This is a genomic window from Methylobacterium sp. AC690 (assembly GCF_979256535.1).
In genome coordinates, this window is the sequence record NZ_CEEDOX010000002.1 from 43,886 (window position 1) to 56,942 (window position 13,057).

The 13,057-nt window shown below is 68.1% G+C and carries 14 protein-coding genes; 3 read left to right on the top strand and 11 right to left on the bottom strand.

The window, feature by feature from the left end; translation table 11 throughout:
• Nucleotides 1–20 precede the first annotated feature (20 nt).
• The gene (locus AC0IY1_RS02535; RefSeq protein ID WP_055955920.1) at nt 21–290 is read right to left on the bottom strand and encodes a hypothetical protein; all 270 of its coding nucleotides are present in this window, start codon (nt 288–290) and stop codon (nt 21–23) included.
• A 204-nt stretch (nt 291–494) separates the two neighbouring features.
• Nucleotides 495–1,883 carry a Wadjet anti-phage system protein JetA family protein gene (locus AC0IY1_RS02540; RefSeq protein WP_471767493.1) on the bottom strand — a complete coding sequence of 463 codons (1,389 nt, stop codon included), beginning with the start codon at nt 1,881–1,883 and terminating at the stop codon, nt 495–497.
• A 290-nt stretch (nt 1,884–2,173) separates the two neighbouring features.
• On the opposite strand from AC0IY1_RS02540, the gene AC0IY1_RS02545 reads away from it, so the two are divergent.
• On the top strand, nt 2,174–2,695 hold the full coding sequence (locus AC0IY1_RS02545; RefSeq protein ID WP_471767925.1) for a PRC-barrel domain-containing protein: 522 nt from the start codon (nt 2,174–2,176) through the stop codon (nt 2,693–2,695).
• A 14-nt stretch (nt 2,696–2,709) separates the two neighbouring features.
• Complete coding sequence (locus tag AC0IY1_RS02550) at nt 2,710–2,958, top strand: hypothetical protein (RefSeq protein WP_471767496.1); 249 nt, start codon at nt 2,710–2,712, stop codon at nt 2,956–2,958.
• 302 nt (nt 2,959–3,260) lie between these two features.
• Here the strand turns inward: AC0IY1_RS02550 and AC0IY1_RS02555 are convergent, their stop codons facing one another.
• The 5 genes from AC0IY1_RS02555 to AC0IY1_RS02575 all read right to left on the bottom strand — a co-directional run bounded on the left by AC0IY1_RS02555 (nt 3,261) and on the right by AC0IY1_RS02575 (nt 7,058).
• Nucleotides 3,261–3,614: a hypothetical protein gene (locus tag AC0IY1_RS02555; RefSeq protein ID WP_471767498.1), complete on the bottom strand. Its 354-nt coding sequence runs from the start codon at nt 3,612–3,614 to the stop codon at nt 3,261–3,263.
• 147 nt (nt 3,615–3,761) lie between these two features.
• Entirely contained in the window at nt 3,762–4,532 is a 771-nt protein-coding gene (locus tag AC0IY1_RS02560) for a hypothetical protein (RefSeq protein WP_471767501.1), read from the bottom strand.
• A 312-nt stretch (nt 4,533–4,844) separates the two neighbouring features.
• The gene (locus AC0IY1_RS02565) at nt 4,845–5,669 is read right to left on the bottom strand and encodes an ABC transporter substrate-binding protein (RefSeq protein WP_471767503.1); all 825 of its coding nucleotides are present in this window, start codon (nt 5,667–5,669) and stop codon (nt 4,845–4,847) included.
• Nucleotides 5,642–6,358, bottom strand: coding sequence for an ATP-binding cassette domain-containing protein (locus AC0IY1_RS02570; RefSeq protein ID WP_471767505.1), 717 nt, complete (start codon nt 6,356–6,358; stop codon nt 5,642–5,644). Before AC0IY1_RS02570 ends, AC0IY1_RS02565 begins: the two co-directional genes overlap by 28 nt.
• Before the next feature lie 4 nt (nt 6,359–6,362).
• Entirely contained in the window at nt 6,363–7,058 is a 696-nt protein-coding gene (locus AC0IY1_RS02575) for an ABC transporter permease (protein WP_471767508.1), read from the bottom strand.
• 73 nt (nt 7,059–7,131) lie between these two features.
• Here AC0IY1_RS02575 and AC0IY1_RS02580 point away from each other — a divergent pair, with 73 nt between their 5' ends.
• Nucleotides 7,132–8,124 carry a substrate-binding domain-containing protein gene (locus AC0IY1_RS02580; protein WP_471767510.1) on the top strand — a complete coding sequence of 331 codons (993 nt, stop codon included), beginning with the start codon at nt 7,132–7,134 and terminating at the stop codon, nt 8,122–8,124.
• Here the strand turns inward: AC0IY1_RS02580 and AC0IY1_RS02585 are convergent.
• From AC0IY1_RS02585 to AC0IY1_RS02600, 4 genes are read right to left on the bottom strand one after another with little or no spacing between them, the layout of a single operon-like run.
• A complete protein-coding gene (locus AC0IY1_RS02585; RefSeq protein ID WP_471767512.1) occupies nt 8,100–9,353 on the bottom strand; it encodes a molybdopterin molybdotransferase MoeA in 1,254 nt (417 codons plus the stop codon). The genes AC0IY1_RS02580 and AC0IY1_RS02585 overlap by 25 nt on opposite strands.
• Complete coding sequence (gene mobB / locus AC0IY1_RS02590) at nt 9,341–9,886, bottom strand: molybdopterin-guanine dinucleotide biosynthesis protein B (RefSeq protein WP_471767514.1); 546 nt, start codon at nt 9,884–9,886, stop codon at nt 9,341–9,343. The genes AC0IY1_RS02585 and mobB overlap by 13 nt, the downstream gene beginning before the upstream one ends.
• The gene (locus tag AC0IY1_RS02595) at nt 9,883–11,877 is read right to left on the bottom strand and encodes a molybdopterin biosynthesis protein (protein WP_471767515.1); all 1,995 of its coding nucleotides are present in this window, start codon (nt 11,875–11,877) and stop codon (nt 9,883–9,885) included. Before AC0IY1_RS02595 ends, mobB begins: the two co-directional genes overlap by 4 nt.
• Entirely contained in the window at nt 11,874–13,031 is a 1,158-nt protein-coding gene (locus tag AC0IY1_RS02600; protein WP_471767518.1) for a molybdopterin-binding protein, read from the bottom strand. Before AC0IY1_RS02600 ends, AC0IY1_RS02595 begins: the two co-directional genes overlap by 4 nt.
• Nucleotides 13,032–13,057 lie beyond the last annotated feature (26 nt).

The following is a 13,057-nucleotide window of genomic DNA, read 5'->3' on the forward strand; positions in this document are numbered from 1 at the left end:
CGCCAGTGTCGGATTGGTATTCAGGCGGCGACGGCCGGCGTTGCACGGAAGAGGGAGAGGCAGGCCGTGTCTCGGTGCATACTGAGGATCGAGGCGCGGTCGAGCGAGGGGTTCGCGGCGAGGACGCGCTGGACCTCGGCCACGATCGCCTCGTAGCGGGCGGGATCGTAGTTCGGCTCCAACGGGCTGACGGCGATGTAGGTTTCGACCACCAGGACCCGCTCGCAACGCTCACGGCCGACTTCCGCGGCGATCCAGGCGGACTTGATCAGGCACTTTGCGCTGGTCATGGACGAACGCTCCCGCAGTCTTCTCGGATTTCACCTCGCATCTGGCGCGTGAAATCCAGCGGAGCATGAACCTGTCACGGTATTTTGCCAAGTCCCGGGATTAAACCAGGATCGACAGTCGAACCGCTCCGAACGCCTTTCAGGACGGGGGGATTTCGCGCGGGAATCCAGCATAGCGGCGGTGCGGCACCGGGGGACGTTGCTCTAGCGGCGCAGCGCCGGAGCCCGTTCCAGCAGGAAGTCGGGACAATCGAGCCAGCCATTCGAGACCCGTCCCTCCATGCGCGAGAGCCGGTAGCGGGCACGCAGGCTGCCGTCGAACAGGACATCGATCTCACGCAGCCGCTGGAAGACGACGAAATCGTCGACGTCGGCGATCTGGATCTGAGAGCCCCGGATGGCGCGTTCCGGCCCGAGCCGCGCCTCGACGAAGGCCACGATCCGCTCCGGCGTGACTGCGACGCGCTCCCGGAACGCGTCCTTGGCGGCGATGAAAGCCTCGATGACGGGATCGATCTCGATCTCGGGCAGCGGCTCGGACTCGATCGCCGCCCGGCGCAGGCGTGGGGCGTAGCAGTGCGGCTCGCCGATCGGCGGACGGAACAGCGAGACCTGCGGATCGGGCAGGCCGCCGAGGTCGTCATCGCCACCCGCCACCGCGCGCAGAGCTGCGGCCGTGCGTTCGATCCGGTCCGAATCCCGATGGTCGAGGTAACGCAGGGTGGCGGCGATCCGACGCTCGAGCCTGGCAACGATGTCGGCGACCGCGTCGAGGTGACGATCGAGCCCCTCGAAGATCGCCAGGATCTCCGCCAGATCGCTGCGGACCGCGCGCTCAGCCGTCTCCCGGTCGGGCGCCCGCCCCTCCCGGAGGCCCGCATCGGTCAAAGCGCGCAGTGTGAGGGGATCGCGCAGCGCACGGCCGGCCTCGCGCACGATTCCCGACCGGAAGCGGAAGGGATTGAAGCGGGTGTGCAGCGTTCGGTAGTCGCTGACGAGATGGCGCGCGACGAACTCTTCGAAGTACAGACGCAGGGCAACACCCTGGTCCGCCTCGCGCAGGATGCGCTCCTCGCTCTTGCGCATCGATCCGGCGAGGCTGCGCAGATGACTCAGGAAGGTGCGGGCCGACTTGGCGGCATTGACCAGCGCCTCGGAACGCTCGGCGGGATTGGCGATCGCGCTTTCCAGGCTGCCCAGCACATCGAGGACGGCACCGCCGTAGGAGCGCCGCTCCCCTCGGTCGAGGCGTGCAAGTTCCTCGATGACCATCCGGGCCTCGGGGTCGAACTCGACCACCGGAACGTAGCGCTCCCGCCGCTCCACCAGCCATCCGGCATCGAGAAGGCGGCGATAGACGACCGAGCGGCGCTCGCTCGGCTCGACGGTCCCGGAGGTATCGTCGTCGATCTCACGGTCGACGAAATCGGCGGCGAAATCGCCGATCGCTGACAGCAGTTCGCTCTTGCGCAGGGGTTCGGCGGTGTCTCCGAACACGCGTGCGTGCAGATGCAGCAGGAGCGCCGCATTGAAGGCCCGACTCGGCGAGGCGAGCGGCTTGAAGAGATCGTCGGAGAGGTGCGTGAACAGCATGGCGGAACCGGCAGAGATCAGCCCTGCCCGGGGCGGAGAGTCAAATCGCCGAAGCGGCCTTGTGCCGATGGCCCTGAACTCGGGACGCGGACGGCGCGTTGTCCAGCGATCGTTCGCGTTCCGCGAAGCCGGTTGTTTTCGTGGAGTCTGCAATGTCTATCGGCCGCCGGAGCACCGTGCTCCTTGCCCTGTCCGTTCTCGCGCTTCCGCTGACTTACGCGGGGTCGGTCCATGCCCAACCGGCTGGGGACGCAGCCAGCGCCGGGTTTGCCCAACCACGTCCGGGGGCAATGCGGGGATCCAAGATGATCGGCCTTCCGGTGGTCGGCATGGATCACGTGCGGGTTGGATCGATCGAGGACGTGCTCATCGGCGACGCCGGAAAGGTCGAGGCCGTGGTGATCGGTGTCGGTGGCTTCCTGGGAATTGGCGAGAAGCTCGTGGCGATCCCCTACGACACGGTCAGCTGGAACATGAAGGACGTTCCCCTCACGAGCGGGCCGACCTCGGTAACCACGCCAGAGACCAAGCCCAGCACCGAAGCCGCAGCGCGCGTGCAGCCCGAGACCATGCCGGGGGCCGATACGACGCGCGAGGTCCTGGGTGCCGTCCAGAACAAGCACACCGATCAGGTTACCGCGACCACGGGCACGGTCGATGAGAACCGGAAGCCGACCGCCGATCGCGCCACGGTGCTGGCGGGCGGTGTGCCCCTCGAGGCCGAGATCCGTATGACGAAGGCGCAACTGAACGCAGCGCCGGCCTTCCAGTACGGGTCGGCTCGCAAGACAGACAACAAGACAGACAAGTAGCAGCGGAGACTGCGATGCCGATGACCCGCACCCTCACCAGCAGCGTCTTCCTGTGGACCGCGAGCCTCGGGAGCGCGCTCGCCCAGCAAACGAATCCCGCCCCGCCGATTCCCGAGACGGGACCCTCCGGCTCGAACTCCACCGCCGCCAATGCGGCCGCGACGGATTTCAACTGGATCTGGCTGAGCCTCGTCATCGCGGTCGTCGTGCTGGCGGTCTGGTACATCGCCCGGCGCAGGCAATCGGGAAATCTTCGCGGGTAGGACCGCACTCATCCGGTCGGACCATTTGCTGATGGGATCTGGTAGGACGATACGCAGGATCACGCGGCGTCACCTGCGCAGTCGATATGAAGATTGTGCAGGCGAGCATCTGAATTACGCTTCGTTCAGATCAGCAATTCGTGACCGTTGTTCCGGCGGCAGGCCGGTGACGTTCATCGAACCGACAGCTGGCGGGGCAGATGCTTCGCAACATCAACTGGGCCCGAGGGGCTCAGGGATCGGACAAGGTTCAGCACATGACCCAATCCAAATTGACCCTCGCCACCTTAACCATCCTGATCTCAGCCTCTGCGGTGCTCCCGGGCTTCGCGCAGTCTGATGCTGCCATACAGCGCCGTGACAACGGAAGGGCAGCCGCGGAGCGACGCGACTTGGACCGCGCCGAGAGCTCGAGCGCCGACGATCGCCGGACTGTCGGGACCGACCGGGCCAGGCAATATCATGATGCCGCGGTCCTTCGCAGAGACGAACGGCGAGGAGACCGGGCCGCCATCGATCGGGATCAGGCCGTGGTCAATCGGGACGCGGCGGGCCTGCGCCGAGACAATCATGCTGCGGCGGAAGGTCGAAGTGCCGTGAACAGAGATCGTGCCCGGGCCGATCATGGCGCCGCCGTCGTTCGGCGGGATCGGCACTAAGCGAATTCTTGCGCCGGGCAATCCCTGGATTGCCCGGCAAAACCATCCGAGAAACCGCGCTGCGCTCGCGCCCGGATCGCTGGAGTGACACGGTGCTGCAGTCCTACGGAAATCGTCTATCGTAGGAGCCCGAAGGCGCAGCGATCACTCTGAGATGCCTTCTACGACGTCTGTGAAGCTCGCGGTCAAACCCTCACAGCCGGGGCACCACGGGGAGCGATACAGACCGTAGGCGAAGAAGCAGCCGGCGAAGTTGGCGTAGCCGGTCGGGCCGGCATAATCGACGATCAGCTTGTCATCGACCGTCACCTTCAGCAGCCCCTCGCCACCCGCCCCATCCACGAAGTCGATGGCGACCGCGTAGGGGCGATCCCTCTGCAATGGGACGACGGCCCCCGGCCCCAGATCGACATGGCGGCCCTGCTCCAGAGCGCCGGCAGCGGGGAAGGTTGCCAGATCGACGTAGAGCACTTCTTCCCGAGCGTGGGGGGCCTGCGGCTTGATACCGATCGAGAAGGGCGGATTCCGCCAGCGTTCGCCTGGGCTCGGGCGGGCGTTGTATTGGCTGACGACGCACCAATCGTGCGTCATCAGCAGGCCCGGGTGCACGGTGATCGCGAATCTGGCGCGCATCGCTTTGCCGGGCGGATGGATATCGCGTCGACTTGCGTCGAACACCGCCATCGCCCGAGCCGGCGCATCCTTCAAACGTCCCGCGTAATGACGCGCCTCATTGGCGGATACGTCACCCTTCTGGACGTTGAAGGTTCGCACCCGTCGGCCGCTGACCAACGCGTCCCGGCACACCCCTCCTCCGACTGGACGGTCGAACCGCCATGCCGGCAGGATGAAGCGGACGCCGTGGCCGTCTTCCAGGATTTCCTGGCCGTCGGTGTGCTCGATGATGTCCGTCATGCTTCACAGATATGCCTCGTCGCGACGAGGCGACAAGGCGCTCGACATGGTGCCCGTGCCGTGCACGGAGGCGCGGCAATTGCCCCCTCCGAGCTGTCGTGGATGACGCCGGGTACCACGCCCGCGATGGGCCCAATCGCCGCTCACGCTCGACACCTGTCCGCATCGCTCCGTGTCGATGTCAGGTCTGACATTCTGCGCCCCGCATTGACGCAGCACCTTACGCTTCCCGTCCGGGGTTCCGGTACTGAGGCAAACGACCCCGATGCGGAGAACGGAGAGCGGCGGCTCGCCGCGACGCGGGGTTCGGCGCTACCGACTGGCGTTGGGGAAGAACAATTCTTTGCCCTCGATCTTGTAGCTCGCGATCGCCGCCTGACCGTCGTGGGAGATCAGCCAGTCGATGAAGGCTTGACCCTCCTTCGCCTTCACGGTCGGATGCTTGGCGGGGTTCACCAGCATCACCCCGTAGGGATTGAACAGGCGCTTGTCGCCCTCGACCAGGATGGTGAGATCGCCGCGGTTCTTGAACGACAGCCAGGTTCCCCGGTCCGCCAGCAGGTAGGCGTTCAGGGCCGAGGCGGTGTTGAGGGCCGGCCCCATGCCCTGGCCGATGTCGCGGTACCAGTCGCCCTTGACGGAGACGAGATCGACGCCGGCCTCCTTCCAGGTCCGTAATTCGGCGCTGTGGGTTCCGGAGCGGTCACCGCGCGAAACGAAGGGAGCCTTGGCCGCCGCGAGCTTGTCGAACGCCGCGACCACGTCGCCTCCGCGGACGCCGGCCGGATCGGATTTCGGTCCGATCAGGACGAAGTCGTTGTACATCACGTCCCAGCGCTTGGTGGCGAAGCCCTCGGCCAGAAACTTCTCCTCGGCCGGGCGGTCATGAACCAGGACCACATCGGCATCGCCGCGGCGGCCCGCGTCGAGGGCCTGGCCGGTACCGAGGGCGACGACCTTCACGGCGATCCCAGATTTTGCTTCGAAGAGCGGCAGCAGGTGCTTGAACAAGCCCGACTGCTCGGTGGACGTGGTGGAAGCGACGACGATGGAAGCGGGCTCGGCCCGGACGCCGGATGCGGCACCGAGCGCGAACAGGAGGCCGAAGGTCAGGAGGCCGCGGCGAAGGATGTCCAAGGGAGTTCTCCGGTGATGTAGGCCCGCGTCTCGGGGGCTCGGGGCGAGGTGAGAAGTGCTCGTGTCGGGCCCTGCTCGACGGCTCGCCCGCGGGCGAGCACGACGACGTCAACGGCGAGCCGTGTGACCTGTCCGAGATTGTGCGAGACCAGCACAACCTTCGTGCCCTGCCGCGCAATCTCGGCGATCAGGCCCTCGACGAGTTCGGTAGCGCCCGGATCAAGATTGGCGGTCGGCTCATCGGCGAGGAGGAGATCGGGTTCGACGGCCCAGGCCCGCGCGAGAGCCAGGCGCTGCTGCTCGCCGCCGGAGAGGCGGGTCGCCGGCGCCGCGGCCCGATCGCCGAGGCCGACACGCACCAAGGCAGCTTGGGCACGCCGCGTTCGCTCGTCCCGAGACAGAGCCAGAGGCGCCAGCGCGAGCGCGACATTGGCAAGCGCGCTGGCTCGCAACAGCGCCGGCCTCTGGAACACGAAGGCGCGTCGCACCGGGCCATCGCCGACGATTCGCACCGAACCGGCATCGTGCGCGAGTAGGCCGTCGATGACCCGCAGCGTGGCACTCTTGCCCGCGCCGTTCGGCCCGATCAGGGCGGTGATGCCGACCGCGGGAATCTGGGCGCTCAAACCATCGAGGATGGTGGTTCCGTTCCGGGAGAGGACGAGGTCGCGTAGGTCGATGGCGGGCATCGGCTCAGCCGTAGGCGCGCGCGGCGTGGGCGCGCAGGATCGCCGCCACCGCGTTGACGAGGATTACGAGCCCGATCAGCACAAGACCGAGCGCCAGGGCCAAGCTCAGATCACCCTTCTGGGTCTCCAGCGAGATCGCCGTCGTCATCGTGCGGGTATGACCATCGATGTTGCCCCCGACGACGAGGACGGCGCCGATCTCCGAGATCGCGCGGCCGAAGGCCGCCAGGGCCGTGGTTACGAGGGAGAATCGCGTGTCGTAGATCAGTGCGATTCCCCGGTGCGGGGCCGATAACCCGAGCGAGCGCAACTGCTCACCGAGATGCGCCTCGGCATCCGCGATCACCTGCCGGGTGAGCGCCGCAACGAGTGGCGTCGCCAGTGCAGCCTGGGCCGCCACCATTGCACCCGGGGTGAACAAGAGGCCGAGCGATCCCAGAGGGCCGGACCGCGATAGCAGGAGGTAGAGCACCAGCCCGACGATGACCGGGGGAAGTCCCATGAAGGCATTGAGGAGTCCGACCAGGATCGATCGCCCTGGAAATATCGCGACCGCCAGGAAGGCCCCAAGCGGGATTCCGACAACGAGCCCGATGCTCACGGCGGTGAGACTGACGCGCAGGGAGAGCCACGCGATCGCGAGGACGTCGCGGTCGAGGGTCGCCAGACGCGAGATCGTCTCCTCAAGGGTCTGTAGCATCGTCACCGGGCTGCGCAGGGCCTCGCGGGATGATACGGGGTAGAGGGAAAGATCAATAGGAAAGGCATTGCCGATGCGGAAACCGAGCGCTTTCGCGCTGCAGGCCGACGGCGATTGGAACGGTCTCGCGCTGCGGCCGACCTTCGCGCTGCTGGACGCCCTTTCCGCGTCACCCTCTCTGCTCGTCGCCGCGCGAAGACTTGGGATGTCCTACCGCTCGGCCTGGAGCCGGGTCTCGACGCTCGAAGCCGTCATCGGACAACCGGTGGCGATCAAGACCAAGGGTCACGGCACGGTGCTCACGCCCTATGGCCGCCATCTCCACGCCGCGCTTTCGGAGATGTACGATCGCCTCAACCCCTTCCTCACCGCCGAGGCGGACCGGATCTCAGAAGCCTTGCGCGCCCTGGAGGCCCCACGGCCCGCCCCTCTCAGGCTTGCGGCAAGTCACGATCCCCTTCTGCTCGGCGTCGTCGAAGCGCGGCCGGACGTCGAGCTCGCCATCGCCGGCAGCCTCGATGCCTTGGCGCATCTGCGTACCGGGAGCGCGGATGCGGCGGGTTTCCATTACGGTTCCGAGGGCCCGGCGCCCGACCCGTTCGATGCCCTGTTCCGCGATCAGGACCTGCGCGTCAGGCCGTTGTTCCGGCGGCAGCAAGGCCTGATGCTCCCGCCCGGCAACCCGCACGGGGTGACCAACGTCCGTGACATCGCGCGCCTCGGCCTGCGCTTCGTGAACCGTCAGCGCGGCGCCGGCACGCGGATCTGGTTCGAACGTCTCTGTGCCGAGGCCGGTCTCGAAAGTCGCGCGATCCGTGGGGCGCAAACCGAGGAGTTCACCCATCAGGCCGTCGCTGCCCTCATCGCCACGGGCGCTGCGGATGTCGGCATGGGCCCCCCTGCGATCGCTGAGCGCTTCGGTCTCGCCTTTCAATCCCTGGGATGGGAAACCTACTTTCTCGCGGCCCGCGTCACCATCGACGCGGCGGTACTGGCGGCCTTGACGGAGGCCGTCGGACGGGCGGCTTCCACCACCCTCGGCTACCAGAGCACCGCATGCGGGTAGAAGGTGAGGATGTCTCCGGTGGCCACGGCCGTCACCGCATCGTCCAGTTCCACGAGCCCGTCGGTCTCCGTGAGCGATGAGAGCACACCGGCGCCCTCGCGGGGGTACTTCATCGCCTCCAGAACGGCATCGGGTCCGGGCGAGACGCTGACACGGACGAACTCGCGTCGGCCCGCCTTCTTGCGATAGGTGAAGGCCGCCCGGACAGGTTGGCCGAGGGGCTTGATGTCGTGAGCGCCACCAAGGCGCGCGAGAAGCGGTCGCACCACGAAGAGGAGCGTGACGTAGACGGCGCCGGGATTGCCCGGCAGGCCGACGAACGGCGTGCCGTCAACGACGCCCATCGCCACCGGCCGACCGGGCTTGATTGCCAGGCGCCAGAACATCAGAGCGCCGACCGCCTCCACGGCGGTCTTCACGTGGTCTTCTTCTCCGGTCGAAACGCCGCCCGAGGTCAGGATCAGGTCATGATCCCGGGCGGCCTGCCGCAGGCGCGCGGCGAGGGCATCGGGTTCGTCGCGAAGGATACCGAGATCCGCGACCTCGGCTCCGAGGCGGGCGAGCAGGGTCGCGAGCATCACGCGGTTTGAATCGTGGATCGCGCCGGAGAGAAGCGGCACACCCGGCTCGGTGAGTTCGTCGCCGGTGGAGAATAAGGCGACCCGCAGCCGTGTACGCACGGCGATCCGGTCATGACCGCAGGCGGCCGCGAGGGCGAGATCCTGCGGCCGCAGGCGCCGCCCCGCCGGAATTGCGCAGGCCCCGCGAGTGATGTCCTCGCCGGCGTCCCGAGCATTGGCACCCCGCTTCAACCCGGACGGCAGCACGACCACGTCGCCTTCGCGGCGCACGTCCTCCTGCATGAACACCGTATCGGCCCCGGGCGGCATCGGAGCGCCGGTGAAGATCCTGATCGCGCCGCCGTCGCCCAGGATCCCTTCCGCGGCCATCCCTGCGGGGAGCCGACCGCGGACCGGGAGGCGCGTCTCGCCCTCCGGGTTGAGATCGCCGTGGCAAATCGCGTAGCCGTCGACAGCGGAATTCGGAAAGGGCGGCACGTCGTGGAGCGCCAGGACAGGCTCGGCCGCGACGCGTCCATCGGCCTGACCGAGTGGCAGCCACTCTGTCCCAGCCAGGACCGGCAGCCGCTCCCCGATCAGGGCCACGGCGTCCTCGATGCGCATCAGGGCGCCCCCGAAGGCGAAGCAGTCGTCGGTCAGTTGGGCCATGGCCCCTCCACGTGCGCCAGCGCCGTCTCCAGCGGTTCTGCCAGGGCGAGAACGAGATCGGCGATGCGCGCGATATCATCGAGATCGACCACCGGGACCCTCGCATCCGTGAAGGTCTGATCGCTGGCCACCGCGACGATCCGTGGGTCGTCCGGGTAGATCGGTGGCTTGCCGTTTGCGGCGCGGTGGACTTCGAGCTTGGCATGCGCCTCCCGCTTGAAGCCCTCGACGATGACGAGATCGCAGGGAGAAAGCCGGCGCAGGAGGTCGCCGAGTCGCGCTTCCGACCCGTCGCCGATCTCGTGGATCTGGACCCAGCGACGCGACGAGGACACGATGACCTCCGACGCGCCGGCCTCGCGGTGGACGTAGGAATCCTTGCCCGGATGATCGACGTCGAAGGCGTGGTGCGCGTGCTTGATCGTTGCAACCTTCACTCCGCGCGTCACCAACAGCGGGATCAGCCGGGACAGCAACGTGGTCTTTCCCGCGCCGCTCCAGCCCGCGAGACCGATGACCGCGGCGGGATTCACGATGCCTCCGCGGGTGAGAACCCGGCTTCGTTGAGGAGGATGCGAGTCTCTGGTTCGCGCAGGCAGGCGAGGAAGGCGGCCAACGCCGGCCGGTCGCGGTTTTCTGCGCGGTAGGCGAAATCGTAGCGCTCATGCGCGAGCGGCAGGAAGCCGAGGTCGTAGGCCCGCGCCACGGTAGCGATGGCGACGCCCCAATCCGCGCGCCCCTGAGCCACCGCCGCCGCCACGGCGTTGTGCGAGCGCGGCTGATTCCAGAACCCAGGCGGGCGGGCACCCTTCAGAAGGCCGTCGACCAGGGCACGGGTGCCCGAGCCGGTATTTCGGTTGACCATCATGGTCGCGGGTTCGGCCAGGGCCGCGGCAACAGCTATTTCCGGCGAGCGGCCCTCGAACAAGGGATGTCCAGGCCGGAATACGATACCCTGCAGGCGGGCCCAGCCTTCGGCCAACGCCATTCCGGGCGCCAGGAACGGCCGGTTGTAGACGCCCGTCTCGGCGTCGAGGAGATGCATCGCGGCGAGGTCGCACTCCCCCCGACCCAGGGCGGCGAGCCCCCCGGCAGAGCCGACCCAGATGGGCCGTACGCGGAGCCCGCGCTCCGCGAGCCGCCCGATCACCTGGTCGAGCCCGACGCAGTGACTGCCGATGAGGGTCAGATCCGGCGGTCGAACGCCGGCACCGAGGCGGGTGACGGACACCGTCTCTCCGGCTTCCAGGCCGGCTCTGGCGGCGGGAACCGCGAAGAAGCCGTCGGCCTGTGAGAAGGCCGTGACCGAGCCCGATCCCTTCGGAAGCGGCAGGGCACGCAGGCCGCTCTCCGTCTCTGCCAGGGCGGCCATCACGAATTCGGTACGTCCGCGCTCGGAGAGCACGCGCTGCGGCAGAACTGCCGTGACGGTGCTCTCCTCCCGCGGCGGAAGACCGGCCATCGCCCGCACCAGCGGCACGACGATATCGTGGAAGGTGAACATCGCGGACGTCGGAAAGCCAGGGAGGACGACCACGGGCGTCTTCCCCGCCACCGCGAGGCAGAGCGGCTTGCCGGGCTTCAGCGCGACCCCGTGCACGAGGATGCCGGGTTCGCCGAGGCGCTGAAGGATGCGGTGCGAAACGTCGCCCGCTCCCTTCGAGGTCCCTCCCGACAGGACCACGAGGTCGCTGTCGGTGATGGCGGTGCGGAGGGCCTTGTCCAGGGCGGTCTCGTCGTCCCGCACGATGCCTAGCGGCCAGACGCTACCACCGTTCTCGGTCACGGTCGCGGCCACGATCGGTCCGTTGGAATCGTAGATCGCGCCGGGCTTCAGCGGCTGGCCCGGCGCGACCAGTTCGTCGCCGGTCGACAGAACGGCGACCCGGGGGCGGCGGACGGCGTCGATCACGGCGAGACCACAGGCGGCCAGCATGCCGATCTCCCTTGCGGTGATCAGCATGCCCTTGCGCAGGACGGTCTCGCCTGAGGCCATGTCGGATCCGGCATAGCCGATGAATTGGCCGGGCCGGGCCGGACGGACCAGATCGATCGCGAGGCTGTCGGCGCGGAACTCGGTCTGCTCGACCATTACGACAGCATCGGCGCCGCGCGGGACGACGCCGCCGGTGGCGATCGGCGTCGCGGTGCCGGGGGTGACGGCCACAGCCGGCGCGACCCCGCACGCGAGGATCTCGCGGTTGAGGGTCAGGCGACGCGGCTGCGCCGCGTCCGCGCCCGCGGTATCGCCAGCGCGCAGCGCGAAACCGTCCACGAGGGCGCGGTCGAAGGGCGGCACGTCGATGGGCGAGGCGACATCGTGGGCCAGGACGCGCCCGAGTGCTTCACCGAGGGGAATCGTCTCGGCGGCGAGGGGGGCGTGCGGAACCGCTGAGCGGAAACGCTCGATGGCCTCCTCCCGGCTGACCACGGTCAGGAATTGTTCCTGGCGTGCAGCCTGCGCCAGCAGGTCCAGGAAAGCGTCTTCCGTCGCCACGGCGTTGGTGGGTACTCCCTCCTTCACAGCGGGAGACCTTGAACGACGCTGCCCTTTGGATAGCCTTCCGAGTCAGGTTCGACGAGGATCGCCGCATCGGCCTGGATCAGGCTGGCCAGCGCAAGGTCGCGACCACCGAGCGGCAGGAGCCCGTCGGGCATCCGTCGCGCGAAGACGATTTCGCTCATACCAATGGTCGAGGCGATCTTGCTCAGGAGCGGGGCTCTGCTCCCCAACGTGGGCCGAGCTCCGGCGAGAGTTGCGATCATCGGGCGCGCGAGGGTGACGAAGGCGCTGACCGCCGCGTCGGGCCGCCCTGGCAGCAGAACGACGGGGCGCCCTCCGACCTCGCCGAAGCCCGCGCTGTCCCCGGGCTGGAGGGCAATGCCGTGTACCCGCGCCGTTCCCGCAAGAGCCAATCCGGCAGCGGCATGGTCGTTGTGTCCGAAACCTGTCCCACCGATCATCAGAACGGCGTCACCTTCCTGTGTCCGGAGCACATCCGCGATCGCGTCCGGTGTGTTGGCCGCCATGATGCCGAGCACGACGGCGCCGGCCTCGGCGACCCAATGCGCCAGTAGGGGGGACACGGTGTCAAGCTCGGGTGCGCCCGCAACGATCAGGGTCAAGCGCGGACGGCGCAGCGCGATGCTTGCGAACCCAGCCGCCTGAAGGGCCAGCCGGTGCAGGGCCGTCACCCGCTGACCGGTCGCAAGTAGCAGGGTGTCGGACGAGGCTTCGGCACCGATCGCACGCACACCCTCACCGACCGCGACCTCGTCCACGATGGACGATCCGTCGAGGGCTTCGGGCGGCAGGATCGTATCGGCATCTTCGAGCAACCGCGCGCCGGCCTCGACCCAGAGCGGACGACGCCCTGTGAGGATCGGCGCAAAGGGCGAGGCGCCGACGATGTCAGCGCCGCGCACGGCCCAACCGTCCCGCAGGGCCGTCGGAAATTCCGGGATGGCCCGCGGCGCATGACAATCCACCGCGCCGGTCCCACCAACGGCCTCACCGAGCGGTACCGCCTCCGGTGCGACCGGGGCAAGATGCTGTGTCAGCAGATGAACGGCCTGCATCAGGGGCATGAGGGCCGAGGATGCGGTCCGGCGCTGGCCGGGTGCCGATGCGGGCGAGCCGGCCTCCGTTTCGAGGGCGCTGCGGGCGGAAGCGATCATGCGTCGAGCGATGCGCCATCGTCGGG